This window comes from Intestinibacillus sp. NTUH-41-i26 (assembly GCF_032769475.1).
GTDB lineage: Bacteria > Bacillota > Clostridia > Oscillospirales > Butyricicoccaceae > Agathobaculum > Agathobaculum ammoniilyticum.
Genome location: NZ_CP136477.1, coordinates 674,680 through 700,430 on the forward strand (window position 1 = coordinate 674,680; position 25,751 = coordinate 700,430).

General features: G+C 56.0%; 20 protein-coding genes and 5 pseudogenes. 18 read left to right on the forward strand and 7 right to left on the reverse strand.

The genetic code is table 11. The annotated features are described in order from the left end of the window. The first annotated feature begins 87 nt into the window (after positions 1–87). The 4 genes from RX717_RS03315 to RX717_RS03330 all read left to right on the forward strand — a co-directional run bounded on the left by RX717_RS03315 (position 88) and on the right by RX717_RS03330 (position 5,959). A complete protein-coding gene (locus tag RX717_RS03315; protein WP_107630965.1) occupies positions 88–1,401 on the forward strand; it encodes a transaldolase family protein in 1,314 nt (437 codons plus the stop codon). 134 nt (positions 1,402–1,535) lie between these two features. Further along, on the forward strand, positions 1,536–3,296 hold the full coding sequence (locus RX717_RS03320) for a cache domain-containing sensor histidine kinase (RefSeq protein WP_107630964.1): 1,761 nt from the start codon (positions 1,536–1,538) through the stop codon (positions 3,294–3,296). Between the two features lie 3 nt (positions 3,297–3,299). Continuing rightward, positions 3,300–4,901 carry a response regulator transcription factor gene (locus RX717_RS03325; RefSeq protein WP_107630963.1) on the forward strand — a complete coding sequence of 534 codons (1,602 nt, stop codon included), beginning with the start codon at positions 3,300–3,302 and terminating at the stop codon, positions 4,899–4,901. Further along, positions 4,898–5,959: an ABC transporter substrate-binding protein gene (locus RX717_RS03330; RefSeq protein WP_107630962.1), complete on the forward strand. Its 1,062-nt coding sequence runs from the start codon at positions 4,898–4,900 to the stop codon at positions 5,957–5,959. The genes RX717_RS03325 and RX717_RS03330 overlap by 4 nt, the downstream gene beginning before the upstream one ends. Before the next feature lie 41 nt (positions 5,960–6,000). Here the strand turns inward: RX717_RS03330 and RX717_RS03335 are convergent. The 3 genes and pseudogenes from RX717_RS03335 to RX717_RS03345 form a co-directional block, all read right to left on the reverse strand. Continuing rightward, positions 6,001–7,736 (reverse strand): annotated as a pseudogene (locus RX717_RS03335) (ABC transporter ATP-binding protein). Beyond that, a pseudogene (locus RX717_RS03340) lies at positions 7,736–9,454 on the reverse strand (ABC transporter ATP-binding protein). The pseudogenes RX717_RS03335 and RX717_RS03340 overlap by 1 nt, the downstream one beginning before the upstream one ends. 8 nt (positions 9,455–9,462) lie before the next feature. After that, on the reverse strand, positions 9,463–9,888 hold the full coding sequence (locus tag RX717_RS03345; RefSeq protein ID WP_107630961.1) for a MarR family winged helix-turn-helix transcriptional regulator: 426 nt from the start codon (positions 9,886–9,888) through the stop codon (positions 9,463–9,465). A 104-nt stretch (positions 9,889–9,992) separates the two neighbouring features. Between RX717_RS03345 and RX717_RS03350 the strand changes: the two genes are divergently transcribed. From RX717_RS03350 to RX717_RS03385, 9 genes are all read left to right on the forward strand, one after another. Further along, positions 9,993–10,484 carry a hypothetical protein gene (locus RX717_RS03350; protein ID WP_159068075.1) on the forward strand — a complete coding sequence of 164 codons (492 nt, stop codon included), beginning with the start codon at positions 9,993–9,995 and terminating at the stop codon, positions 10,482–10,484. Positions 10,485–10,616: 132 nt separating this feature from the next. Next, a complete protein-coding gene (locus RX717_RS03355) occupies positions 10,617–11,186 on the forward strand; it encodes a DNA-3-methyladenine glycosylase I (protein ID WP_054328139.1) in 570 nt (189 codons plus the stop codon). Between the two features lie 313 nt (positions 11,187–11,499). Beyond that, positions 11,500–12,513 (forward strand): hypothetical protein, encoded by a 1,014-nt coding sequence (locus RX717_RS03360; protein WP_316960551.1) that lies wholly within the window; start codon positions 11,500–11,502, stop codon positions 12,511–12,513. Continuing rightward, positions 12,510–13,184, forward strand: coding sequence for a hypothetical protein (locus tag RX717_RS03365; RefSeq protein WP_107630958.1), 675 nt, complete (start codon positions 12,510–12,512; stop codon positions 13,182–13,184). Before RX717_RS03360 ends, RX717_RS03365 begins: the two co-directional genes overlap by 4 nt. Further along, positions 13,142–13,957 carry a hypothetical protein gene (locus RX717_RS03370; RefSeq protein WP_107630957.1) on the forward strand — a complete coding sequence of 272 codons (816 nt, stop codon included), beginning with the start codon at positions 13,142–13,144 and terminating at the stop codon, positions 13,955–13,957. Before RX717_RS03365 ends, RX717_RS03370 begins: the two co-directional genes overlap by 43 nt. Before the next feature lie 337 nt (positions 13,958–14,294). Next, positions 14,295–14,849, forward strand: a complete 555-nt coding sequence (locus RX717_RS03375) for a hypothetical protein (protein WP_159068074.1) — start codon at positions 14,295–14,297, stop codon at positions 14,847–14,849. A gap of 68 nt (positions 14,850–14,917) precedes the next feature. Then, positions 14,918–15,088 carry a helix-turn-helix domain-containing protein gene (locus RX717_RS15910; RefSeq protein ID WP_159068073.1) on the forward strand — a complete coding sequence of 57 codons (171 nt, stop codon included), beginning with the start codon at positions 14,918–14,920 and terminating at the stop codon, positions 15,086–15,088. Between the two features lie 403 nt (positions 15,089–15,491). Continuing rightward, the gene (locus RX717_RS03380; protein WP_162838366.1) at positions 15,492–15,638 is read left to right on the forward strand and encodes a hypothetical protein; all 147 of its coding nucleotides are present in this window, start codon (positions 15,492–15,494) and stop codon (positions 15,636–15,638) included. 73 nt (positions 15,639–15,711) lie between these two features. After that, positions 15,712–17,277 (forward strand): recombinase family protein, encoded by a 1,566-nt coding sequence (locus RX717_RS03385; RefSeq protein ID WP_242977834.1) that lies wholly within the window; start codon positions 15,712–15,714, stop codon positions 17,275–17,277. A 28-nt stretch (positions 17,278–17,305) separates the two neighbouring features. On the opposite strand, the pseudogene RX717_RS03390 reads toward RX717_RS03385, so the two are convergent. Continuing rightward, positions 17,306–17,530: pseudogene (locus tag RX717_RS03390) on the reverse strand (manganese catalase family protein); the annotation flags it as partial. Positions 17,531–17,628: 98 nt separating this feature from the next. On the opposite strand from RX717_RS03390, the gene RX717_RS03395 reads away from it, so the two are divergent. Next, a complete protein-coding gene (locus RX717_RS03395; protein WP_054328486.1) occupies positions 17,629–18,015 on the forward strand; it encodes a (deoxy)nucleoside triphosphate pyrophosphohydrolase in 387 nt (128 codons plus the stop codon). Between the two features lie 28 nt (positions 18,016–18,043). Continuing rightward, entirely contained in the window at positions 18,044–19,084 is a 1,041-nt protein-coding gene (locus RX717_RS03400; protein WP_054328487.1) for an alcohol dehydrogenase, read from the forward strand. 59 nt (positions 19,085–19,143) lie between these two features. Here RX717_RS03400 and RX717_RS03405 read toward each other — a convergent pair. After that, a pseudogene (locus RX717_RS03405) lies at positions 19,144–20,668 on the reverse strand (4Fe-4S dicluster domain-containing protein). 228 nt (positions 20,669–20,896) lie between these two features. Between RX717_RS03405 and RX717_RS03410 the strand changes: the two are divergent. Together RX717_RS03410 and RX717_RS03415 are read left to right on the forward strand one after the other, a co-directional pair. After that, a complete protein-coding gene (locus tag RX717_RS03410; protein ID WP_054328488.1) occupies positions 20,897–21,091 on the forward strand; it encodes a hypothetical protein in 195 nt (64 codons plus the stop codon). Then, positions 21,088–22,587, forward strand: a complete 1,500-nt coding sequence (locus RX717_RS03415; RefSeq protein ID WP_159068072.1) for a recombinase family protein — start codon at positions 21,088–21,090, stop codon at positions 22,585–22,587. The genes RX717_RS03410 and RX717_RS03415 overlap by 4 nt, the downstream gene beginning before the upstream one ends. A gap of 6 nt (positions 22,588–22,593) precedes the next feature. Here RX717_RS03415 and RX717_RS03420 read toward each other — a convergent pair. Further along, positions 22,594–22,782: pseudogene (locus tag RX717_RS03420) on the reverse strand (manganese catalase family protein); the annotation flags it as partial. A gap of 277 nt (positions 22,783–23,059) precedes the next feature. Between RX717_RS03420 and RX717_RS03425 the strand changes: the two are divergent. Then, the gene (locus RX717_RS03425; RefSeq protein ID WP_316960552.1) at positions 23,060–23,941 is read left to right on the forward strand and encodes an ABC transporter ATP-binding protein; all 882 of its coding nucleotides are present in this window, start codon (positions 23,060–23,062) and stop codon (positions 23,939–23,941) included. A 481-nt stretch (positions 23,942–24,422) separates the two neighbouring features. Here the strand turns inward: RX717_RS03425 and RX717_RS03430 are convergent, their stop codons facing one another. Further along, on the reverse strand, positions 24,423–25,634 hold the full coding sequence (locus RX717_RS03430) for an IS110 family transposase (protein WP_054328578.1): 1,212 nt from the start codon (positions 25,632–25,634) through the stop codon (positions 24,423–24,425). Positions 25,635–25,751: the final 117 nt, after the last annotated feature.

Consider the following 25,751-nt stretch of genomic DNA (forward strand, 5'->3'; position numbering starts at 1 on the left):
GAAAACAATTTGAATTGAGACAGCGCGGGACATCCGGTATCATCAAAGTATAGAAACACGGAAAGACCGGCAAAAGGAGAGAACAGTATGATTTCTGTGAAAGACATGAAAGTGACATTGGACGCGCTGCACGCAGCGGGAAAGCTGCAGCTACAAAGCGGACTCGGCGAGGACGCGTGGAAGCGCATCCGTCAGCTCGAGGTGCCGGCGGGGGACATTTCGCTGCTGACAGGGAGCGTGTCCGCGCTCGGCGTGACGGATGAGTTTTCCAAGGTTATCGACACGTTCAAGGTGCCAGAGGGCGTACTGCCCGCGGGTTTCCGGCCGGAGTTCCGCTACGGCGCGGGCGGCTCGGCGCAGGTCGATCTAACGCGCGATATTTCTTATGGCGAAAACGGCGTGAAACGCCCGACGCGGGTGCTGTACTCGGCGGACAGCGCTAACCCCTACGAGGTTGAGCCCATCAAGGACTTTATCGCCAACCTGACCTGCAATCCCGCAATCATTTACGACAGCTTCATCAATAACCCCAAGGCCAATGTGGGAAATAAGTTTAAGGATCGATACGAGGTCATGGAGGAGCTTTGTAAGATCCTCGGGCCGGGCGTGGATATCAGCGTCGAGGTTGATAATCCGTTTGCCTCCGAAAGCGAGATCCTTGAGGAGATCGTCCGTTTTGAGGAGATTTTGACGCCGTACCGTCTGGTTGTCAAAGTGCCGCACACCGGGCCGCTCGCCAAAGATGACGCGCCCGCGCTGGTCGGCGGCAGTTTCCAGAAGGGCTTTGAGGACGGCACGGTAGAAACCAATTTCTATGGGCACAATCTGGCGTACCACCTGTGGCAGAAGGGCTATCGCACCAACTTCACCCTGATGTTCGAGCCGCACCAGATCGCGCTCGCTTTGCAGGCCAAGCCTTATTTCATCAATACCTTTATCAAGCAGCGCTTCAACGTCACCTACGCCCTGCGCGGCTTGATGGCCGATTACGAAGCCACGGGCGATATCGCGCTTGCAGAAAAGATGCGCGAGTTGATGACAGCCGAGGATATGCTGTCGCCCGCCGAGGCGGCGGGGCCGCTTGGCAAGGTGGTGGATAAGGCGCGCTGGACGCTCACCTACCGCAACGCGCTGAACGAAGAGGGCGCGGACGGCCTGGATGCCACCCGCCACGCGCTGCGCGTGTTGCGAAATTCCAACCTGCCGACGAGCCGCTTGATCATCTGCTCGATGGGCGGCGAGATGATCTATCCCCATATCGACAAAATGCTGATGGAACCTGAGTTTGAGGATATGATCCACCGCGTGGTCGTTACCGCGCCGCCCAGCTACCTTTCGCGTTTCGCGAGCGCCTCGGGCGTGCTGACCTATCAGCGCATGTTCCTCAAGGCGGTCAAATAAATTTTTTCTTTTCTCTCTACGGAGCGGAAGCCCTGTCGGCGTGCCAGTCTGCAGGGCTTCCGCTTATTGACATTGACGGAAGATCGCACATCATGCGATAATAAAACCCAAACAGGGTGCGGGCAGGTGGAAGTATGAAGGAAAAGATCAAGGGTATGTTTTTGCATTCGCTGGGCAACCGTCTGTTTTTATACTTCACGCTGCTGATGGCCGTGCCGCTGACTCTGGTAGGTTTTTCAGTTTACGCGATCTCAGTGGCACATATCAGCGATATGGCGCTGCAATCGAGCACGCAGATCGTCGAAAAAGTGTCCGGCGATATGGACAGCCTGCTGACCGATATGGTCTATATCTCGCGCCTGGTGGATAACGACAAGTTTATCGAGCAGGCAACGCAGCAAAACGCCGCTTTTTCCTCCGAACAGGCGGTGCAAACGATCGAGGACCGCCTGCGCGCGATCAACGAGTTCCGCACCGACATCGAGGCGATTTATGTGCGCACAGACAGCGGCGTGCGGGCAAAATCACGCTATTATCCCCTGCGGAACGAGCCGTTATTGTCGGATGAGGACTACGAGCGCATCAAAAACCGCACGTATGACGAGTGGTTCGTCTCGGAGCATGGTTCGCTCGTGCTCGACAACCGGGATGGAGGCGTGCTGGCAGTCGCCGCGGCGCTTAATGATGCCGCGACCGGGCGGCCGAACGGCGTGGTGCTGGTCGAAGTGCGACAGGACACGCTGCGCTCGATGCTTGACGTCAACATCGGGCGCGAGGGCAGCGTGCTGCTCCTCAACGCGCAGAACGAGCTGATGAGCGCGGTGGTCGATGGGGAAAGCGAGGCCGTGCGCTCGACGCTTGAAGTATCCGGCCGCACGGCGATCGGCACCGACCTGCGCGTGGTGGACAACAAGCGGGACATCCTGCTGTTCCAGCGCATGCAGGGCAGCAACTGGGTGATCGCGGGCGTGGTGCCCAAAAGCTTTCTGCGGCAGAACGGCAAGCTGATCCTGATGAGCATTTTGCTCATTGCAGGGTTTGCGCTGCTGTGCAACATCGCGGTTTCGGGGCGGCTTCGCGATTATGAGCTGCGCCCCATCCGCGAGATGATCGCCTATGTCCGCTCGGTGCGGGACGGCCGCTTCGGCGAGCCGCTCGAAGCCGTGCGGGATGACGAGATCGGCGAGCTATCCAAAAACATGCAAAGCATGTCCGAGCGCATCGGCAGCCTGATGGAAGCGGTTAAGGAGGAGCAGGAACAGCTCCGCATGGCAGAATTTAAGGCGATGCAGGCGCAGATCAACCCGCATTTCCTATATAACACGCTCGACTCGATCGCATGGCTGTCGCGCGACGGCAAAAACCAGTCCGTCGTTGAAATGGTGCAGGCGCTGACCACCTTTTTCCGCACCGGTCTCAGCCGCGGGCGCGATATCATCACGGTCGCCGAGGAGGCTCGGCACGTGCGCAGCTATCTGACCATCCAGAAGATGCGCTATGCCCAGCAGTTCGATTATATGCTGTATGTCGATCCGGCGGTCGAGTCGTGCGCGGTGCCCAAGCTGATTTTGCAGCCGCTGGTCGAAAACGCGCTGTATCACGGCATTAAAACCTGCCAGCACAAATGCATGCTGTTCGTCAACGTGCTGGGCGTGGAGGACGGTGTGCTGTTTGAAATTCTGGACAACGGCGTGGGCATGCCGCCGGACAAGCTCCGCGCGCTGCAAAACGCGCTCGAGCGGACGGGCGGCAAGCGCGCTGAGAGCTTCGGCATGCTTAACGTTTACGACCGCATCCGGGCGCTGACGCGCGGCAGGTTCAGCTTCCGCATACAAAGCGAAGAGGGGATCGGCACGTCGATCACCATCCGCATCAACCGTTTTTTGGAGGAATGACCGATGTATCAGGTAATGGTAGCAGACGATGAACAGATCATCCGTGAGGGACTTTGCAAGGCTATCCCGTGGGATACGCTTGGCCTTTCGCTCGCCGGACAGGCGGCAAACGGCGTCGAGGCGTGGACGCTCATCGAGCGGTGCCATCCCGAAATCGTGCTCACCGATATCCGAATGCCGTATCTGGACGGCATCGAGCTGATCCGCAGGATACGCGGCAGCGGGCTGCAAACGCGCGTCGTCATCCTGTCGGGATACAGCGAGTTTGAATACGCGCAGACCGCGGTCAAGCTCGGCGTATCCGATTATGTGATGAAGCCGGTCGACGTTCCCGCGATGTGCCGCACGCTGCGCGGCATTAAAGACGAGCTGGACGCCCAGTTCCACCGGGAAAACGAGGTCGAGGAGCTGCGCCGCCGCATCCAGGAGGATAGCCAGCTCGCGCTGCACGGTAAGATCCTGCGTTATGTGCGCCGCCGCATCAGCAGCCGGCAGTTTTTGGAGGAACTGCCGCAGACGCTTGCGGAAAGCGCGTTCTGCCTGTGCGGGCTTTTGCAGCTCGACCGGTTTGACCATCTCACCGGCGGTATGCCGGAAGAGGAAATATTCCGGTTGACGCAGGAACTGGAGGCGGTCATGCTTGAGCAGGCCGACGAAAGCGGGATGCAGGTCATTGAGGAGAGCAACGGGCGGTACCTGCTGCTGTTTTACGGCAAAGCGGAGGCGGATGTCGCTTTTGCCGCGCGCTCGTATATCCGCAGGCTGCGCATGTCGATCACCGGGCATGATTATACGACCGCGGTTTCCGCCGTATTCCCGTCCATCGACCGCTGTCCCGAAGCTTATGACATGGCAATGCAGACATTGGAGCGCGCGTTTCTCGTAGGCGTCAATCAGGATGTCGAGCCTGAAGCCGACAAGCAGGCGGCGGGGCTGCCCGATACGTTCGACGTGAGCCGCGTGGTGCGTACGATAGCGACCTTTGACAAAGAGGCCATCCGCAGGGAATTTGACGCCATCGAGCAGGATATCCGGAAAACACGGCACAACTCGTTTTTATACACCCGCATGATGGTCAGCTTTGTCTATGGCGAGATCATGAAGCTGCTGGCCGATATCCACTGCCCGCTTCAGGAGATCATGGAGGATTCGACCGGCGCGTACAAGCGCATTCTCGCGTGCCAGACACTCAGCGGCATGATGAACCAGCTTTACGAGTTCATCGCGGAGATCTGCGATTTTCTGGACGACAGCCACGACGCAAGCAAGACGGTGGTCGAGCGCGCCAAGCTGTACATCGAGGGGCATTTCTCCGAGTCCGGCTTGACGCTCGACGAGGTTGCCGGCGCGGTCGGCATGTCGCCCAACTATTTCAGCGCGCTTTTTAAGCAGAACGAGGGGCAGTCCTTTATCAGATACCTGACCGGGGTGCGACTCGACCATGCGAAACGGCTGCTCGGCGCGGGAGACCATCGCTCCTATGAGGTCAGCTACCAATGCGGCTATGAAAATCCGACCTATTTCAGCACGATCTTTAAGCGGCATATCGGCATGTCTCCATCGGAGTACCGCGCGGCGCACAGCGGCGGCGCGGAAAACCCGTGACGGCCGGGCGCGCGGGCCGTCTGCGCGCCGCTGCCTGCCTGCTGGCGGCGACCGTACTGATCCTGCTGGCGGCGAAAACCTGTGCCAAGCCGGTACAGCGGGTTGCGGTCGTGGTCGCACCGGGCGGCGATCCGCTGCGCGCGGCGGCGTTTGCAAACGGAGCGGAGTTCATGCTGTCGCAGGCGAACGGGCTGGAGATGCGCTTGTTTGAAACAGACGGTTCGCTGCCCTCGCTGCGCAAGGTGGGTGCACGGCTTGTGCAGGAACAGTATTGCGGCGTGCTGACCAATGTAGGTCAGGCGGCGCTGCTTGCGGACGGGCGGGAAATACCGGTGCTGACCACGGGCACGCCCGCGCAGGCTATTCGGACAACGGCCGGGCGGGACGACGAGGTGGCGGCGCTGCTTTCCTATGCCGGGGAGACGGGCATGGAGTCGCTCGCCATCCTGCTGCCAGATGGTACGGCAGCCTGGGGCGAACTGCTGGGATGGCTGTGCACGCATCTGGAAAGCAACTTGTACGCCTATACCGATCAGGACGGCGGCATCACGGCGGCGCTTGACAGCATCGTCGCCCAGCAGGCGGACGGCGTGCTGGTCTGGGGCGATACGACCGAAGTGCCGCGCATGATCTCCGGCCTGCGGCACGCGGGCTACACGGGCGCGATTCTGGGACCGTCCTTTCTGGCGGGCTATGAGTCGCTCGGCATCAACGCGGGGCAGGCCACCGGCCTGCGCTTTGCCGCGCAGTATACCGACCCGCGCCACAATGCGGAGGTACTCACGCGGCGGCAGCAGCAGTTTATCAGGGAATACACCGCCTATTTTGGGGAAGAACCGCTGTTTGCAGAAAGCTACTACGGCGCCGATCAGGCGCTGATTCTGGAACAGATGCTCCGCGTGCAGCGGGAGGGCGACCCGCCGTTGGGCACGCTTCTGCGCTGCGGCCGAATCGAAGGGATTGTGCAGCCGTACGATTACAGCAGGAACCCAAGCACTGGCATTACCGGGATGGTGGTCTACCAGATCCAGTCCGGACATATCGAGGAAGCCCGGTAAACGGCAAAAAGGCAGGCGCCCTTCGGGGAGCTTTTTAGCGCTCATTCCAGTTCGAACGCGCCGGTATAGAGCTGATAGTATTTGCCGTACTCCGCGATGAGTTCAGCGTGATTGCTGCGCTCAATGATGCGGCCAAGCTCGAGTACCATGATCACGTCGGCATTCTGCACGGTACTCAGGCGGTGCGCAATGACGAACACCGTGCGGCCGTACATTCCCTGCTGCACGATCGACTCTGTGCGCGTGTCGATGCTGCTCGTCGCTTCGTCGAGGATCATGACCGGCGGATCGGACGCCGCCGCGCTCCTGCGAAAGACTGCCGCCGTCGCCGCCGATCTCGGTGTCGTACCCGTCGGGCAGGCGGCGGATGAAGTCGTCCGCGTTCGCAAGCGACGCGGCCGCTTCGACCTCCTCGTCAGTCGCGGACAGGTTGCCGTAGCGGATATTGTCGCGGATTGTGCCCGTGAACAGGTTGGTATCCTGCAAAACGATGCCGAGCGAGCGCCGCAGATCGGCCTTTTTGATTTTATTAATATTGATGCCGTCGTAACGAATCTTGCCGTCGGCCAGGTCGTAAAAGCGCACGTCGCCGCGCACCTTTTCATAGGTGACTGTACCGTCCTCATGCGGATGCTTCCACGCCCAGATGTTGGTCTTCTCCGGCGTTTCATATAGGCTGCCGTCGGCATTCACGCGAGCGTTGACCAACGTGACGTAGCCGTTGTCCACCTCCGGTTCCTCATCCATCAGCTCGAAGATGCGCTCCGCGCCCGCCAGCGCCATGACGATCGAGTTTACCTGCTGCGAGATCTGGCTGACCGGCTGGGTGAATGTCTTGGTGAGTTGGAGAAATGAGGCGATCACGCCGAGCGTGATGCCGCCCGAAACGCCGGTCAGCACCAGCGTACCGCCGACCATGGCAACCAGCACATATAAAAGGTTGCCGATGTTCATCATGATCGGCATGAGGATGTTGGCGAAGGTATTCGCCTTGGTCGCATTCTGGCGCAGCTCCTCATTGAGTACGTCGAACTGCTCCTTGCATTTCTCCTCGCGGCAGAACACCTTGACGACTTTCTGCCCACCGATCATTTCTTCAATATAGCCGTTGACCTTGCCGAGCGACTTCTGCTGTTCCAAAAAGAATTTAGCGGAATTGCCGCCGATCTTACCAGTCACCCGCAGCATAACAAACACGCCCACGAGGACGAACAGCGTCAGCCACACGTTGATGAACAGCATGGCGGCAAGCACTGCGATGATCGTGATGGCCGAAGAAAACATCTGTGGCACCGATTGGCTGAGCTTCTGTTGCAGGGTATCGGTATCATTGGTGTAATGGCTCATCACGTCGCTGTGCGTGTTGGTATCGAAATAGCGGATGGGCAGCGTCTGCATATGCGCGAACATCTGGTCGCGGATGGTCTTCAAAACGCCCTGCGAGATCGAAACCATCAGGCGGTTATACAAGAACGTCGACAAAATGCCAACCACATAGACACATGCCATCAGGCTAAGCGCTTTTAGCAGGCCGCTGAACACCGGGCTCGCCTGTCCAAGCATCGGCGTGATATAATCGTCGATCAGCACGCGCAGGAATATCGAGCCGCCGACGTTTGCCAGCGCGGAAAGCACGATGCAGACCAGCACGGTGAAGAATTTTGCGCTGTTATCCTGTTTTAATATAAGAAAGAATGCGCGAAAGCGCCTTTTTCGGGCTTTTCGCTTTCCTGCCTCCGGCCATCCGGCCGCGGCGTCCTCCCATGGGTCCCAGCATTATTCCTCGCCTCCTTTCTGCTGCTGGCAATATACTTCCTGGTAAATGGTGTTTGAAGCGAGCAGCTCGTCATGCGTGCCGACCGCGTTAATCTGACTATTGTCCATCACGATGATCTGGTCTGCGTCCTGCACGGACAACACGCGCTGCGCGATGATGATTTTGGTTGTGTCCGGAATCTCCTCCGCGAACGCTTTCCGGATCAGCGCGTCGGTCTTGGTGTCAACCGCCGAGGTCGAGTCGCCCAGAATCAGTATTTTAGGCTTTTTCAGCAGCGCGCGGGCGATGCACAATGCTGCTTCTGGCCGCCGGACACATTGGTGTCGCCCTGCTCGATATGCGTGTCGTACCCATCGGGCATCTGGGAGATGAACTCGTCGGCCTGCACCAGCTTGCACACGCGGCGAAGCTCCTCGTCCGAAGCACTCTCATCGCCCCAGCGCAGGTTTTCTTTAATGGTGCCCGAAAACAACACGTTTTTTTGCAGCACCATTGCAACCTCGCTGCGTAGCGTATTCAGATGATAGGCGCGCACGTCAACGCCGCCCACCTTGACGCCGCCCTCGGTCACGTCGTATAGGCGGGATGAGCTGCACAAGTGATGATTTCGCCGAGCCGGTGCCGCCCAGTATGACGATCGTCTGCCCAGCTTGATATTCAGATTGACATCGCGCAGTGCAAACTTTTTATAGCTGAAGCTGACGCGTTCGAACGACACATCGTCGTTCTTGACCTCATAGGCCGGCTTTCCCGGATCGTGCAGGTTGCTTTCTTCGGTGAGCAGCTCGCTGATGCGCTGCGCAGACGCGCGGCTCATCGTGATCATCACGAAGACCATTGCGACCATCATCAGGCTCATAAGGATCTGCATAACATAGGAAAACCGACTGGTCAGTTCGCCGGTTGTCATGCTGCCGCCGACGATCAGGCGCGCACCGAACCACGAAATCAGCAGGATGCACGCATACAAGCACAGCTGCATGAGCGGCCTGGCGCAGACCATGGTTTTCTGCACCTTGGAAAATTCCTTATAGAACAGGCCGGAAACGCCCTTGAACTTTGCCGTTTCATGCTCTTCGCGCACATACGCCTTGACCACGCGGAGGCCGCTCAGGTTTTCCTGCACGACCGTGTTCATGCGGTCGTAGGTTTTGAACACGCGGGCGAACACGGGGCTGACGATCTTCATTAAAATTCCGAGGCCGATTGCCAGCACGGGCAGCACGGGCAGCACGCCCAGAAACGCCCACGCAACCTGCCCATTGATGCGGAACGCCATCGCGAGCGAGAACACCAGCATGACACGGCAACGCACCGCGATACGCGTGATCATCTGAAAAGAATTTTGGACGTTGGTCACATCAGTCGTCAAGCGGGTGACGATCGAGCCTGTGGAAAATTTATCGATATTGGAAAACGAAAAATCCTGCACCTTATAATACATATCATGCCGCAGGTTCCGCGCAAAACCCGCCGAGGCGCGCGACGCATAGGTACCCGCCAGCGCGCCGAACACCAGCGCGAGCATGGCGCAGCCGACCAAAATCAGGCCACATTTCCAGATCTCGCCGAGATCGCCCCGTCAATGCCGCGGTCGATCAGCAGGGCCATCACCGTTGGGATGACGACTCCATCACGACCTCCAAAATCACGAAAAACGGGGTGAGCAGCGCGTCCTTCTTGAACTCGCGCACTCGTTTCGCCAGTTGCTTGATCATATTCTGTCTCATCCGAAGTCTTGCGTTGGTATCGTTCCAGATTCTCCCGAATCTTGCCGCACACGGCAAACCATGTGGCTATCTCCGCTTCGCTCATGCCTTCCCGCATAAGTGCCTCGGTTTTTTTCAAGCCCCTTGTGTATTTCCGCGTTCAGTGCGCGCGCTTTTTCGGTCAGCACAAGGCGCTTGAGCCGCGCGTCGTGCACTATCTGCTCGCGGTAAAGCAACCCGTGCTGTTCCATGAGCTGCAAGATGCCGGTCGCGGTCGAGCAGCGCATGGCAAACTGTGTTTCGATATCGCGCTGAAACCGGTTCCCCTGCCCCTCGCTCTGGATCAGATAGTGCAATACCATGCTCTGCATGCCCATGATGCAATCGACATCCGAGCCGGCCATCATGCAGGCCATCTGCCGTTTGAGCAGATTGTTGGGCATGCCCAGTTCCGCACCGATTCATTTTTTCACAATCTGTTAGCCTCCTTACTGTTAGTGTACTAATATAGTGTGCGCCTTTTCCCAGAAAAGTGGAAATTCAGGCAGTGACCTCTGGACTTGTAGCATATGTCGTTTTTTATGATAGCACCTACGTCAATATCCCGACTGCGTCTAATCTTGTACGGGCAGAAGACGATAACCTTAATCGCACATCGGCAGTATTCACTTATAATCACCGGTCAACCAGCACGATTACACTGGTTGTAGGAAGACAATATCTTTTATATGCTGCTGAAGGCGATTCTACGGTATCTAGTTCGCTCACGTTCAATCCTGGTGAATATCCCCTTTCTGCAAGTCAGGCAACTGCCGGCAAGGATGGTATTGGCACACAGCGAGCCGATGGAAAAAATACAAAATGGGTCTGCCTGGGCAACTACGGTTGTGTATATGATATTAACTTTGTTAGCACCAAAAATAGAATTGCTAAAATTGCACCGATCCGTGCTAACAGTTGTTGCTTTATGGCACGAGCAAATGGCGGAGTATGGTATGATTATTCTAATATTACAAAGAATAATCCATATGATTTGTAATAGTACTACTCCATATAAAATACAAGGCTAATAAGTAGCTTTTCAAAAGCAGAAAATAAATAGCAATGCTTATAACAGCATGATATAATGCAGGTAAGAGCAACTTGGAATTTTTACGAAACGGAGGTTCTCATGAAGAAAGACGATAGAAAAAGGTGTTCGTGGGCAACTACGGAACGCTATAAAGAATACCATGACAGAGAGTGGGGAAAGCCAGTTCATAATGATAGAAAACTATTTGAAATGCTAATTCTCGAAGGTATGCAAGCTGGATTATCATGGCTAACGATATTAAATAAAAGAATGGCATTTCGAGAAGCCTTTGACCAGTTTGATTATCATAAAATTGCTCTCTATAACGAAACTAAAATTGATGAGTTAATGCAAAATCCCAATATTGTTCGCAACAGGTTGAAAATCAAGTCGTCAATCATAAACGCACAGCAATTTATTAAAGTTCAAGAAGAATATGGAAGCTTTGATGCGTTTATTTGGTCTTATGTTGATAACAAACCTATCCTTGATCATTTTAAGTCGGAAACTGAAATTCCTGCAAAAACGCCGCTTTCAGATAAAATAAGTAAGGACTTGAAAGAACGCGGTTTTAAATTTGTAGGCAGTACGATTGTATATGCCTATATGCAGGCAATCGGAATTGTAAATGACCATGTGAAAAGTTGCTATTTGTATGTACCGGAATAATTATTTTATATATGCCCTTTAAGCGTTGATTTTCCATATCGCTACATTTGTTCTGAGTACCGACCCAGTCGATCTATTCTGTTGGCCTGCATTTTGTGGAGGAAACCTCCACTTCACAAGGGAGGAATAAGAGGATATAATAAAGGAGAAATCAGGTCAGAGTATTCGTGTCAGAGTAACCGCCCAGAGGCAGTCTGCCTGCCTGAGTTGTACATGATTTCGCAGCCTGATGAACACCGCAAAGACCGTATAGTACCTAATGGTGCTGTGCGGTCTTTTTTTGCGCAAAGATGGAAAGGAAGATCAATATGCAATGACAGAAAAGCTGATGAAAGCTATCTACAGTGACCCAGCCCAAACAATCACCCTTACAGCCTGGGCGGATACCGTTGCCGTGGACCCGCGGGACAATTTGCTCATCGCGGTCCGGCTGAGCGGCTATCCGGAAGTGACAGCCGGCCTTGTCAACGCGGTCAGCGGCGGAGGCACGCTGTCCGTGCAGCTGGATGGGGAAACCCTGGTATGCACCCCCCAACAGGGGCGGTACAGCAAGGCGGTATCCAGAGACGGTACATATGCCGTGGCTGCCCTGCTCTGGGACAACCAGAGCGCGCGGAAGCAGGGCGAAAAGCAACAGACGGAAGAGATGGAGGGAAAGGAACAAAAGGAGAAAACAGATAAAGCGCAGGAGGCGAGGGTGTATTACCTCGCCTGCCCCGTACGGGACAAAACTGCCCTGTATCATGAGATCGACAAAGTAAGCACCATCCCCATGCTGCCGGAATTCAGGGACTACATGATAAACGAGCTCCAGGCAAGGGATATGATGGCGCCGTGCCGTGTGTACACAACAGGGGAGCCCTTTGCCATATGGCGGCTCACCTGCACGCCGGACGATCAGAATATCGCGGACGTACTTACAGACGGCTTGAAAGCAGGGGTTATCCGTATCCCCAGCACATGGCCCTGCCAGCCGGACGCGTTTACAGAGATCAACGGCGTAGCCGGCTACCTGTGGGCGTTCGGTTTCGTGATCGCGTCCCGCATCCGCGGGCAGTTCCAGCCCCTGTATGATCCGGCCCAGGAGCCGTTGTCAGAGGGGGTGCTGGGGCTGGACCAGTTCGTGGCGCAGACGGCAGGGTACCACCTGTACGGCGCCCAACTCGCCGCCGCGGAAGCGCTGCGGCGCAGGCTGCAGACCGCCAGGTTCGGTCTGATCATCGCGGAATGCGGCAGCGGAAAGTCTAAGGTCGGCAGCATTGCCATGCAGTCGTATTGCAAAAGCACAGGAAATGCCTGCATATCGTCCTCTGCCCCTCCCACATGACAGGCAAATGGGTGCGCGAGCTGGAGGAGGCCATCTCAAACGCGCGTGCCGCCATCGTGCGGACGTCAGCGGACATGGACGCCCTCTACGCGGGGTATGCCCGCGGCGGCCGCACCGTGTTTGCAGTCATGTCCAAGGAAAACGCGCTGGACGGCTATATGCGCCGCCCAGCGGCCAGATGGGACGCAAGGCGGCAGGGCTTTACCTGCCCGGACTGCGGCAGCGTGATCCAGATGGAATTTATGGACTGCGGTAAGCGGACATTGACAGACGCCACGCCGGAATACTTCCGGACAGAGACCCGCGCCAACCGCAAGTGCGAAGGCTGCGGCGCTGTCCTCTGGACAGCCACCACCGCGGAGGAACAGAGCGAATGGGTGCGCATCAGCCATCTGGGCTATGTCCACCGCCGTTTTGCGTACCTTGCGCGGGACGCCTGCAAAACAGCGGCGGCGAAAAAGCAGCTTGCCGCCCTGCTGCGCGAGCCGGACCGTTTCATGGCCGCCCGCGGCGCGTGCCGCCGCTTCCCGCTCAGCACCTATATCAAAAACCGGTACAGAGGGAAGATAGACGGCCTGATAGCGGATGAACTGCACCAGTTTTCCGCGGACAGCGGCCAGGGGACGCGATGGGCGAGTTGTTCGCCGCCGCGAAAAAATGCATCGGCATGACGGCAACCCTCATCAACGGCTATGCCTCCGGTATCTTCTATCTGCTCTACCGCATGTGTGCATACCGTATGGAGCAGGATGGGCAAAGCTATGCCGCCCCCGCGCAGTTTGCGCGGGAATACGGCGTGACAGAGGACACTTACGAAGTAACGGAAGGCGGGTACAACAGCAACCGGCGCACCGCGAAGCGGAAAAAACGCTCCCGTCAGAAGCCGGGCGTTTCGCCGCTGGTGTACAGCCGCTTCCTGCTGGAGAACGGCGTGTTCCTCTCGCTCATGGATATGGGCAAGGACCTGCCGGAATACGAGGAGATCCCCGTACCGCTCAGGCTTCCGGAGAACCAGCAAAGAGCCTATGACGATCTGGAGCACGCTTTCCATGGGATCTTCAAGGACCGCAGCCGCGAAGGGCGTAAGCTCGCCCAGAAGCTGTTGTCCGTGTCCCTGAACCTCATGATGGCTTATCCGGACCAGCCGTACGGCCATGAGCCGGTCCTGCATCCGGTCACCGCAGACCCGATCCTGGTGCCGGAGGACAGCGGTGCGCCGGAGGAACAGACCGAAAAAGACCGGCGCACGCTGGAGATCATTCGCCGCAAGGTGAGTGCCGGCGAGCGCGTACTGCTCTACGTGAACTGGGTACGTCTGGACAGCCGGACACGGCTCAAGCGCTTTCTCATGGATGCCGGCGTCCGCGCCGAGATCATGGAGGATACCGTCCCGCCTCGCAAACAGGAAGAATGGGTGGCAAACCACCTCCGGCAGGGCATGTAGGTGATGATCGTCAATCCGGCCAAAATTGAGAAAGGCTGTGCGTCCGTAAGGACACCTTATTTCGTGTGATACGAAAGCTGCCCGAGGACTGTTAGAAATTCTGCTGTTGGCATAACAGCAACAAAAAGTATCATTGATTTTCCCACAAATGAAAAGAACCACGCATATCAAGCGTGGTTCCCGATAAGTCGATAAATTGGAATCTGCTATTCCTTTGATTTGCTCCCGAAAATAACCAAAACCAATTCAATAATACCCCAAACAAGACCGATATAGAAAAAAGGTGCCTGGAACTGCAAAATTATTTCCAAGCAATAGTAAGGCTAACCCTATCATCATGGTTCGATTTTTCATAACTCGTACCTCCGGAAAATTCCAATTTATTGAGATTAAAATTAACCAAAAACTTGATGGTTCAACAGCCTATAACAATGTAAATTCTACAGTCAGTGGTAGTAAGGTGGTGAGTGTAATGCTTACGTCGCTTACGCCACAGGATGTCATGGTGAAACGCTTTATCAGCTATTGCTGGAAAGCAATCGAAAATCAGACAAGTGAAGTATACAGATTTTTGCGAAAAGATGCACTATGCCATATTCCAGGTGCGCTGTTCTTTGAGGCCATTCCACAACCGGTAAATGTGATACATCTGACAGACACAGAATTTATAATTGGGGATATTTGCATACCGGTTTATGACAGCGATCTTGCTGATGTACTAAAACAGCTTTCGATAACACAGGGAGATTATCTTGCGTTCTTATTTTATACAGCAGGCCGATCAGGAGATAGCTTCAAGTATGAAGCTGACCAGAAAAAAGTAAGCTATCGGAAACGGAAAGCGATGAAACAACTCCGAGAACGGTTTGTGGGGGAAACGTGTGAAGAGTAAAGCAAAAGAGAAACGGATTCTAAGCTATGATACGGTCCAAAAAAGCTGTACATGGAGACGAACAGGCAATGCTACGGGTTGTACATTTCTTTCAACCGATAATCCATTCGAACGCCTTACGCCCGTGTATTGATGAGCAGGGTAACTATACATTTTACGTTGACCGGTTTGTCAAGGGGCATATTGAAAACGGGCTTTTAAGGGCGAATTGGGATTACCAGAAGTACCGGAACAAATAATCGCTTTTTTCATCGGCTTCCCCATGGGGATTTATAAAATGATTATGGGGAAGCCGATGAAAGGCGGCTGCAGTATGAGCCTTGACAAGTAAAGAGCATGGATGCGTTCCTATGAAGTAAGCGCCGGAAAGTTGCAATCCGCTGGGTTAAATGAGCAGATCAACAGCGACCATCGGCGGCTGAATACCTGCGGACCTAACATGGTAATTGCAGTTTAATTATGAACAAAGATTAGAAACCGAAATATGGGCGGTATGTGCCACAGACGTATGATGAGCCTGATTGAAAAACGCAATTGACAGTCATGCGAGATGAGATGATCCGCTGTACCCTATTGCATTGGAATAGAGGGCTTACCGCTATTCATATAATGTATTAGCCAATCGTGGAAAGGAGGCTAATCATGGCAAATGATGATAAAAACCAGATACTTTGCAGAAGTGTTTTCAAAAGTGGCGAAAGCACGACTTCAAAGGCTCAATTCACAAAAAAGTGGGCTGAGATGATAAATAGAATAGAGAAAAACAAGACGGTGCGCCTTACAAAATAGCAATGACAAGCTGTTTTCTGCATGGTATAATATGCAAGAAGCAGCTTGTTCCTATCTCTAAGGAGATATGAATATGAAAGTAGCTATTTATTGCCGCTTATCTGAAGAAGATAGAAACAAGCAATTTGAAACGGATGACAGCAACAGTATTCAGAACCAAAAGGCGATGCTGCTGCAATATGCTATGGAACAGGGGTGGGAACTTTACAACATTTACAGCGACGACGACTATACCGGTGCTGATAGGCGACGACCGGAATTTAACCGTCTACTAAAAGACGCGGAGCAACACAGGTTTGATATTATTCTTTGTAAGACGCAATCACGCTTTACTCGTGAACTTGAGTTGGTGGAAAAATACATTCACGGTTTATTCCCGATATGGGGCATACGTTTTATCAGTATAGTTGACAATGCAGATACCGCAAACAAGGGCAACAAAAAATCACGACAAATTAACGGGCTTGTCAATGAGTGGTATTTAGAGGATATGTCTGATAATATCCGCAGCGTCTTGACGAACAGACGGAAAAACGGTTTTCATATCGGTGCATTTGCTCTTTATGGATACAAGAAAGATCCCGACCAGAAAGGGCATTTGATAATCGATGAAGAAGCGGCAGCCGTTGTCCGTGAAGTTTTCACCCTGTTTTCACAAGGATACGGAAAAACTGCAATCGCCCGTATACTCAATGACAGGGGTATACCTAATCCAACAGAATATAAACGTCTGCATGGCTTGCGTTATAAATCGCCGAAAACAAAAAACAGTACCCTTTGGAAATACTATTCTATTTCCGATATGCTGCTAAACGAAATCTACATTGGCAATATGGTGCAGGGAAAATATGGAAGCGTGTCTTATAAAACCAAACAAAATAAGCCGCGTCCGAAAAGGGATTGGTATCGTGTTGAGGGAACACATGAGCCTATTATTGACAGGGAGTTGTGGGATAGGGTGCAGGCATTGCTTGTACAGCGAGCAAAGCCCTTTGACGTAGGCACAGTCGGTTTATTTGCAAGAAAAGCCCGTTGTGCAAATTGCGGCTACACTATGCGTTCTTCTAAATCAGCCCCTCGGCGCGGCGGAAAGCATTATCTAAAATGCTCTAACCATCATGTAACAAAGGACGCTTGTATTGGTTCCTTTATCTCTGTTGATAAACTGGAAAGAATGGTTATCGACGAGATCAATAAACTGGCGGTCGAGTATCTTGATAAAGACGAGTTAGAACAGAACATAGAATTTTGTGATAACTTGCAGGGACAGAAAAAATGCTTGCTCTCTGACATAGCTGTTTATGAGAAAAAGATTGCCGAGCTTTCCAAAGGTATCCGTGAACTTTATATGGATAAGGTAAAGGGGTTAATATCCGAAAATGATTATGTGGAAATGTCAAAGGACTTTACTACGGAGCGAGCCCGATTGGAACGTGGGATTGTTGACGGACAAAAACAGTTAGGCGAAATCGAGGAAAAAATCACGGTGGGCGATAACCGCCGTCAAATTATCGAACAATATTCCAGCTTGGAACACCTTAATCGTGAAATCGTGGAAATACTGATTGATTACATATCTGTCGGCAAGCGTATTCAGGGAACAAGGGACGTTCCGATTGAGATTCACTGGAACTTTTAATTTAAAGTTGTTCTTATATGATTGCACCATCTGCTGCCATATCCTCGAACAGGTCGGTGATCGGATCCCCCTTGGACTGGAACGTCATGGCGCTCCACGGCGTGCCGGAGGCGAACTGCGGATAGATACCGGTCGTATGATCGACAAAATAGGTGTCGAAGCCGCCCTCTTTGATCTGTTCGGGCGTCAGGTTGCGGGTGAGCTGGTACACAATAGCGGAGATCATCTCCATGTGCGCCAGCTCCTCTGTACCTGCGGCGGGGTCGAAATGACGCCCGCCGGATTTGACAGCCCGCGCCCCGTGGCGCTATAATAGGTGCATTAAGTACAGGGAAAAGAGCGGATGAACGGATGAAAGAAGTCGTAGCCGCCCTGATTTGGGACGGAGACAGGTTTATGATCTGCAAGCGGCCGGCGCATAAGGCGCGCGGCTCGCTCTGGGAATTTGTGGGCGGTAAGGTCGAGCCGGGCGAGAGCCAGTCCGAAGCGCTGATCCGTGAGTGCAGGGAGGAGCTTGCGATCACCGTTGCGCCGGGTGCGTCGTTTATGGAGGTCACGCATGTGTATCCAGATATGTCCATCCACCTGACGCTGCTCAATGCCCGCATCACCGCAGGGGAACCGCAGCTTCTGGAGCATGAGGCGCTGCGCTGGATCACACCGGCGGAAATACCGGAATATGAATTCTGCCCTGCGGACGAGGCGATTCTCACCCGCCTGCGCGGGGCGGCCGAGTAAAAACCAGTACGCAAGGAGGACGGCGTTTATGCTGGCGTATACCTATATGGAGCGCGGGAAATTCGCGCTCAGAAACAAGCCCGTGCCGGTCGTTCAGGACCCGCACGACGCGGTCGTGCGCGTGACGCTGGCGAGCATCTGCACGAGCGACCTGCATATCAAGCACGGCTCTGTGCCGCGCGCGGTGCCGGGCGTGACCGTCGGGCATGAAATGGTCGGCGTGGTCGAGCAGGTGGGCGCGGCGGTCACGGCGGTCAGACCCGGCGATCGGGTGACGGTCAATGTCGAAACGTTCTGCGGCCGGTGCTTTTTCTGCGAGCACGGCTATGTCAATAACTGTATCGACCCGAACGGCGGCTGGGCGCTTGGCTGCCGTATCGATGGGGGACAGGCGGAATACGTCCGCGTGCCGTATGCCGACCAGGGGCTGAATGTGATTCCGGACGGCGTTTCCGACCGTGAGGCGCTGTTTGTGGGGGATGTGTTGGCGACCGGCTTCTGGGCGGCGCGCATCGCGGAGATCAAGCCCGAAGATACCGTGCTGATTCTGGGCGCCGGCCCGACGGGTATCTGCACGCTGCTCTGCGCGCGGCTGCGCGGCCCGGGCAGGGTGATTGTCTGCGAGCCGGATCCGGTGCGCCGCCGTTTTGTGGAGGAGCGGTATCCGGAGGTGCTGACCGTAACGCCGGAGCAGGCGCCAGATTTTGTCCGGCGATACAGCCGGCATGGCGGCGCGGACGCGGTGCTCGAGGTGGCGGGAACCGCAGACAGCTTCCGGCTTGCCTGGGAATGCGCGCGCCCCAACGCGGTGGTGACCGTGGTTGCGCTGTACGACGCGCCGCAGATGCTGCCATTGCCCGATATGTACGGCAAAAACCTGACCTTCAAGACCGGCGGCGTGGATGGCTGCGACTGCGCGGAAATCCTGCGCCTGATCGCGGCGGGCCGACTGGACACAACGCCCCTGATTACGCATATTTTCCCGCTGTGCGAGATCGACGCGGCCTATGACCTGTTTGAACACCGGCGCGACAATGTGGTTAAGGTCGCGGTCACGACCGAGGGATAAGTACGGGAATGACAGAAAGGCCGCCCAAAAGGGCGGCCTTTCTTTGCTTTTCAAGCCGGTCAGTCAACGAGCTTGTCAAGCTCCTTGACGTATTCCGTGCCGCTTGCGGTCTTGTGCTCGGCCTGCTTGGCGTACATGCCGACCGCGGCGGCGGACTTGCGGATCGGCTGCATGGTACCCGCGCCTGCGACGCAGCCGCCCCGGACAGGCCATGCCTTCCAGCAGGTAGCCGTTGTACTTGCCGGCCTTGGCGGCGGCAAGCAGGTGGCGGCATTCACGCAGGCCCTCTGCGTTGGCGATTTTGACCTCACGCTCAGGGTACTTCTCCTTGATGACGTTGACGACCGCCTGCGCCACTCCGCCGGAGACGGCGAAGTTGCGACCGTCGGTCGAAGCGTCGTTGACGCCGTTCGGATCCTCCGGCACCATGGTCAGCTCAACGTGCTTGGCGTCAAAGATACCGGCCATTTCCTCAAAGGTGAGCACGAAATCCACTTCGCTGCGAACGTCGGTGCGCATGGCCTCGAGCTTTTTCGCCGCGCACGGCCCGATGAATACGACCTTGGCGTTTTTGTGCTGGTGCTTGATCAGGCGCGCGGTCAGCGTCATGGGCGTGAGCGCCATGGAGATGCAGTTGGCATAATCGGGGTACAGCTTTTTCGCCATGGTCGACCACGCGGGACAGCAGGAGGTCGCCATGAACGGCAGCTTTTCCGGCACCTCTTCCAGGAAGTCGTCGGCCTCCTGCGCGGCGCACAGGTCCGCGCCGATCGCAACCTCGAAAACGTCCGCAAAGCCGAGCTGCTTCATCGCGGCGCGCAGGCGGCCGGGCGTGACCTTGGGGCCGAACTGGCCGACGAACGCGGGCGCGACGGCGGCGTAAACGCGCTCGCCCGACTGGATCGCGCGGATGACCTGGAAGATCTGGGACTTATCCGCGATCGCGCCAAACGGGCAGTTGACCAGGCACATGCCGCAGGAAACACACTTGTCGTAATCGATATCCGCCTTGCCGTTCTGGTTGGTGCGGATGGCGTCCATGCCGCAGGCGGCGGCGCAGGGGCGCTTCTGATGGATGATCGCGTTGTAGGAGCAGACCTCCACGCAGCGGCCACACTTGATGCACTTTTCCTGGTCGATCACCGAACGCCCGTTATAGCGGGCGAGCGAAACGGCGCCCTTGGGGCAGACCTCGACACACGGATGCGCCAGGCAGCCCTGGCAGCCCTCGGTCACGACGACCTGGTTCTCCTTGCAGCCGTGGCAGGCGAATTTGATGATGTTGATCAACGGCGGTGTATAATAGGTTTCGGGCTTGTCGGCGGCCTCGATGCCGTCCGAAATGGGAGAGTGGTCGGCCGCGCTGCGGTAGGGCAGGCCCATGGCCAGGCGCAGCCTCTCGCCGACAATGGCGCGTTCCAAAAAGATGTCGTTGCGGAAATTGCCGACCTCGCCCGGCACGATCTCATAGGGAAGCTCTTCGATCCGTTTGTCCACCTGCCATTCAGTATGGTAGGCCATACGGGCTACCTCGCGGAAAATCCTGTGGCGGATCTCCTGGATACGGGTCTCTACGCCTCTCATTCTTTCTTCGTCCCCCTCAATATAGTTATGATATGATAAATCCTGTTTTTACAGTAAAATCGGGCTGCTTTACAACCATCATAAGCATACAGCAAAACACAATTGTTGTAAAGAAAGAAATTGTAGAAAATTTAACAAATTTCTGCGGTGCGGACAACGTCCGACTGTGCGGGAAGTGGAAAGCGGCGGGGAGGCGGCGCATATCCTCCTGATAGAGGAGGCGATGGAATGTACAGGCAGCCGGTGATGAAAGGGGAACGCGCGCGGCCGGCCGGACCGCGCTTTTGGGAGGCCTGCGGCAGGGCGCTGCTGGCGGAGGCCGAGGCCTGCGGTCTGCTGGACGCGGCGGCATACCCGCGGGTGGAACGGGAGCTGCGGCGTCGTTTGAACGATCTGGCGGCAGGACGGGAGGCGCGGCCGTGATTCGGGCCGCGGCCTATTGCCGCGTGTCCACGGACAAGGAGGACCAGGCGGGCTCCTTTGCCAGCCAGCAGCGGTATTTCGAGGCGTTTATCAGCCGCCAGCCCGACTGGGCGCTGTACCGGATCTATGCGGATGAAGGCGTGACCGGCACTTCGACAAAGCGGCGCGCGGCGTTCAACCGCATGATGGCCGACGCGCGTGCGGGCCGTTTTTCTTTGCTTCTGACCAAGGAGGTCAGCCGCTTTTCGCGCAATATCCTGGATACGGTCGCGTATACGCGCGAGCTGAAGCAACTCGGCGTGGGCGTGCTGTTCCTGAGCGACGGAATCGACACGCGGGACGCGGACGCCGAACTGCGGCTGTCCATCATGGGTTCGATCGCGCAGGAGGAGAGCCGCCGCACCTCGGCGCGCGTCAAGTGGGGGCAGACGCGCCGCATGGAGCAGGGCGTGGTGTTCGGCCGCTCGCTGCTGGGCTACACCGTGCGGGACGGGGTACTTACGGTTGAACCCGAAGGGGCGGCGGTTGTCCGGAGGATTTTCCGCCAGTACGGGGAGGAGAAAAAAAGTACCGGCGAAATCGCGCGCGGCTTGGAGGCGGCAGGCTGCCGCACCAGTCGGGGCGGCGCGTCGTGGTCGGGCAGCCATATCGTCAAGATCCTCCGAAATGAAAAATATGTGGGGGACCTGATACAGAAAAAGAGCATCACGCCGGACTACCTTTCCCATGCAAAGAAATACAACCACGGGGAGGAGGAAAAGATCATCCTGCGGGACCACCATGAGGCGATCGTCAGCCGGACGCTGTGGGAGACCGTGCAGCGGGAGCTGGAACGGCGGCGGCGGCGCGGTGGCGCAGGAGCCGGCGCGGGGGCGGGGCATCCGTTTTCCGGCAGGCTGCGGTGCGGGCAGTGCGGCAGCGCACTGGTGCCGCGCCAAAAGCGCCGGAAAGACGGGAGCCTATACCGGCGCTGGGTGTGCGGCCGGACCGTGTGCGGCGGGAAGCACACGTGCAGCATCGGCTGGGGCCTGCCTGAAGCGGCGGCGTGGTTCATGCTGCGGCAGGCTGTGGAAAGCCTCGTATTCGATTGGGACGCGGCGGTGCAGGCAGCGGCCGGGGCGGTCACAGCCGCGATGGAGTCCGGCGGCGCGGAGGACGCGGAAAGACGGCGGGAGCAGGCCGAAAAACTGCGGCGGAAAAGGCTGCGCGCCTTGGACGCTTTTCTGGAGGGGGCGATTACCCAGGCCGAGCTGCGCGGGCTGACGGAGCAGTATGACGGGCGGCTCGCGCGCCTGCAGGCACAGCCCGCGGCGGCGGCCGGTTTGCAGGAGGCGGCGGAGCGGCTGCGCGCGGCCCTGCGGCGAGAGTCGGGCCGCGGCGACGCCTTTTACCGCACCCTGCTGGACGGAATGGAGATCCGGCCGGATGGAACGGCGGCGCTCCGGCTGCAGGGCATACCGCAGGAATGGGTATTCACCGTAAAGGGGCCGGTATGACCCCGCCGTACCGATATCGGTCAGGATAGCCTTGCACTCCTTATACGGCATGGCATAGCGCTGGTTGAGGTAACGCATGGAGGCGCCCAGCTCGCCGTCCGGTCCGCCAAGCTGGGTAATAACGATCTTGGCGGTCTGCGGGTCGGGATTTTTGATCTTGACAGGGAACTGTAAGCGTTTATCATATGACCACATTAATTATCCTCTCCTTCCCACGGCCACGGGTCGCCGAGACACGCGCCATACCATGACTTTCCCGCGCGCCGCAGGTAAGGAGGGAGCGTCTTTTCAACTTCTTGATTTGACAAAAGTGCTGTTTTCTGTCATAATTTTTATAGACAAAATATACAAAGGAGACTACGCGGCGCTGCAGGGGGGCAGCGCCGTGCGGAGAGAGGGCTCCGCGCGCGTTTGCGCGGCTTGCCGTAAAACGGAAGCGGAGGCAGGAACAGAGAAGGGAGAGGAGTTGCCTTTGGTTAAATTTGAACATGTTTCGCTGTCTTATGGGAGCCAGCAGGTGATTTTCGATTTGAGCTTCGAGATTCCGGACAACAGATTCGCCATCCTGATCGGCCCGTCCGGCTGCGGCAAGACAACGACGCTCAAAATGATCAACCGGCTGATCCAGCCGGACAGCGGACGTATTTTTGTGGATGGGAAGGATATCGCCCAGGAGGACAAGGTCGAGCTGCGCCGCCGCATCGGCTACGTGATCCAGCAAATCGGCCTGTTTCCGAACATGACGGTGGCGCAGAATATCTGCGTGGTACCCAGGCTGCTAAAGTATCCGAAAGATCAATGCGAGCAGATCGTGCGCGACATGCTCGCCATGGTCGATATGCCGTATGAGCAGTACGCGCACAAATACCCGTCTGAAATGTCCGGCGGGCAGCAGCAGCGTATCGGCATCCTGCGCGCGCTGGCCGCGTCGCCGCCGATCGTGCTGATGGACGAGCCGTTCAGCGCGCTCGACCCCATGACGCGCCGCACCTTGCAGCAGGAGATGAAATCCTTACAGCAAAAGCTGAACAAGACCATCGTGTTCGTCACGCACGACATGGAGGAAGCGCTCGACCTGGCTGACCTGATTATTTTCATGAACCACGGCCGTATCGAACAGATGGCCACGCCCGAGGAAATGCTTGCGCATCCCGCGACTGGACTGATCCACGATTTCCTTGGCAAGCATATGCCGGACAGCGCGGCCGCCGACCTCAAGGTAAAGTCTGCAAATAAAAAGTCAATAGGGGGAATGGAGAAAATGATGAAAAGAAAAAGGGCATACCCAAAGCGGCCAGATGGTAAAATGCGCTGGCCAGATAGGAAGATATGTATCAAGGAGTGTTATTTCTGAGGCAGCAGAATGGTTGCTTTGGAGAAGTCTTTCCAATCCAAGCATTGCCCACAGCGGTCACAGTAAGGCTGGTATTCCCGTTCCATAGTCTTTCCACATTGAGGGCAGACTGAGAAGCCAGTAAGGCCATGAAGGAAATGAAAGCAGCGGATCTGCGTCACTGGCATGGGTTTGCGGAAAGACATTTCCCTCCAAATTGCCGAGGGAATCAGCAGGTCATTTGGTGTCAGATTAAAACCAACGCAGAGTTTTTCCAATGTCAAGATCGTTGGGGCGGTTTTGCCTCTGGCAATGTCGCCAAAGTACCTGGAACTGAGGTCACATCGTTCCGAGGCAGTTTCATAGCTGAGCTTGCGAGTATCACATAATCTGAGGACGGAGGTGGATAAATTGTCTAAAAACATCTTAATCGCTCTCTTTCTGTCATAAGATGTTTTTAGCGTAAATGCAGTATCGTTCCCCGACAAGGAAGGATGCTTCCTTAATTTCCCTCCAGAGATGCCAGATATTCTTTTATTCTGCCGTAGTAGATGCGCAGGAACTTGTTGGTGCCGGCTGTCATGTAAACCAGGTAGGGCTTGCCCTCGGCTCGTTTCTTGTCCATGAAACGGTACACTGGATCATTCTGAGGCATGGTTTTCAAAAGGCAGTCCATGACTAGGAACAAGGCGCGGCGCAGTTCCGGCGGGCCGCTTTTGGATGTCCGGTTGCTTTTGGCCTCGTGGGTGCCAGACTGGTCAGCGCCAGGGTCAACACCGGCAAAAGCCGTAATGGAGCCTCTGTGTGCAAACCGGGTCACATCACCAATCTCTGCCATGAGCTGGGGGCCGAGAGAATTGCCTACGCCGCGCATGGCCATGACAACTGGATATTCGGGGAGTTGGGCAGCCAGAGTGCGCATTTCAGCCTTGAGTTGCTCCAGAGATTTGGAGACGGCGTTCAGCGCGTCAATGGCCTGCCGGATCATGGTTTTGGTCAGGGCGTCCTTGGGGAGCATGGCAATCAGGTCTTGCGCCTCCATGTGAATCTCAATGGCCCGGCTCTGGCTGAAGTTGTAGCCGTGGCGTTTGCACCACTTGCGGTAGCGCTCCATAAAAGCAGTGAGGCTCATAGCCCGCACACAGTCCACGTGCCAAAAGGTCGTGGCAAAGTCCACCCACTTCTGGCTGCCGTCCTCACGGACAGGGCTGTCAAACAGGGCGTTGACATCGGGATAGGTCTGGTCCAAGAGGGCGATGAGGTTGTTTTTCATCATCGTCTTGGTTTTGGAGTACAGCCCCTGCTGCCGATTCAGCGTTTTCAGTTGCATCCGAATCGTGTCCATAGGAGTATGTTGGCGCAATTCTACCCAGTTGTCAAGCCCATAGCGGGCAATCTTCCTGGCGTCTGCCTTATCTGTTTTCACTTTGCGCAGGGTGTTGTTCCCGTAGTCTTTAATGAGCTTAGGATTGACTGCGCTAACAAAGATGCCCTCCTCATGGAGAAAGCGGGCCACCGGCTCATAGTAGCGCCCAGTGTGCTCCATGACCACCCGCGTCTCACCGTCCAGGCTTTTCAAGTAGTTTGCCAGTTCCTTGAGTTCACTGCCGGTGTGACCAACAGAAAACGGCTTTGCCACCACTTCCCCGAAGGGACGGAGAACAGTTACCATGCTCTTTCCTTTGGAAACATCGACCCCTGCTACATTGTTCATGCACAACGCTCCTCATCGTAGATTTGTCTTTTGGCGTCCAGCCATTTCATCATTGCCGATCCAATCTATTTGATGACACGGGCGCACCGATGTGGCGGCTCAACCTGCATAAATCGA

Coding starts and splice junctions, on each gene's coding strand:
- RX717_RS03385 (WP_242977834.1), top strand. CDS start 15,712: ATGAAAGTAGCTATTTATTGCCGCTTATCTGAAGAAGATAGAAACAAG.
- RX717_RS03370 (WP_107630957.1), top strand. CDS start 13,142: ATGGGCGAGTTGTTCGCCGCCGCGAAAAAATGCATCGGCATGACGGCA.
- RX717_RS03395 (WP_054328486.1), top strand. CDS start 17,629: ATGAAAGAAGTCGTAGCCGCCCTGATTTGGGACGGAGACAGGTTTATG.
- RX717_RS03430 (WP_054328578.1), bottom strand. CDS start 25,634: ATGAACAATGTAGCAGGGGTCGATGTTTCCAAAGGAAAGAGCATGGTA.
- RX717_RS03365 (WP_107630958.1), top strand. CDS start 12,510: ATGACAGGCAAATGGGTGCGCGAGCTGGAGGAGGCCATCTCAAACGCG.
- RX717_RS03360 (WP_316960551.1), top strand. CDS start 11,500: ATGACAGAAAAGCTGATGAAAGCTATCTACAGTGACCCAGCCCAAACA.
- RX717_RS03320 (WP_107630964.1), top strand. CDS start 1,536: ATGAAGGAAAAGATCAAGGGTATGTTTTTGCATTCGCTGGGCAACCGT.
- RX717_RS03400 (WP_054328487.1), top strand. CDS start 18,044: ATGCTGGCGTATACCTATATGGAGCGCGGGAAATTCGCGCTCAGAAAC.
- RX717_RS03315 (WP_107630965.1), top strand. CDS start 88: ATGATTTCTGTGAAAGACATGAAAGTGACATTGGACGCGCTGCACGCA.
- RX717_RS03410 (WP_054328488.1), top strand. CDS start 20,897: ATGTACAGGCAGCCGGTGATGAAAGGGGAACGCGCGCGGCCGGCCGGA.
- RX717_RS03325 (WP_107630963.1), top strand. CDS start 3,300: ATGTATCAGGTAATGGTAGCAGACGATGAACAGATCATCCGTGAGGGA.
- RX717_RS03375 (WP_159068074.1), top strand. CDS start 14,295: ATGGTTCGATTTTTCATAACTCGTACCTCCGGAAAATTCCAATTTATT.
- RX717_RS03355 (WP_054328139.1), top strand. CDS start 10,617: ATGAAGAAAGACGATAGAAAAAGGTGTTCGTGGGCAACTACGGAACGC.
- RX717_RS03380 (WP_162838366.1), top strand. CDS start 15,492: ATGGCAAATGATGATAAAAACCAGATACTTTGCAGAAGTGTTTTCAAA.
- RX717_RS15910 (WP_159068073.1), top strand. CDS start 14,918: ATGCTACGGGTTGTACATTTCTTTCAACCGATAATCCATTCGAACGCC.
- RX717_RS03345 (WP_107630961.1), bottom strand. CDS start 9,888: ATGCCCAACAATCTGCTCAAACGGCAGATGGCCTGCATGATGGCCGGC.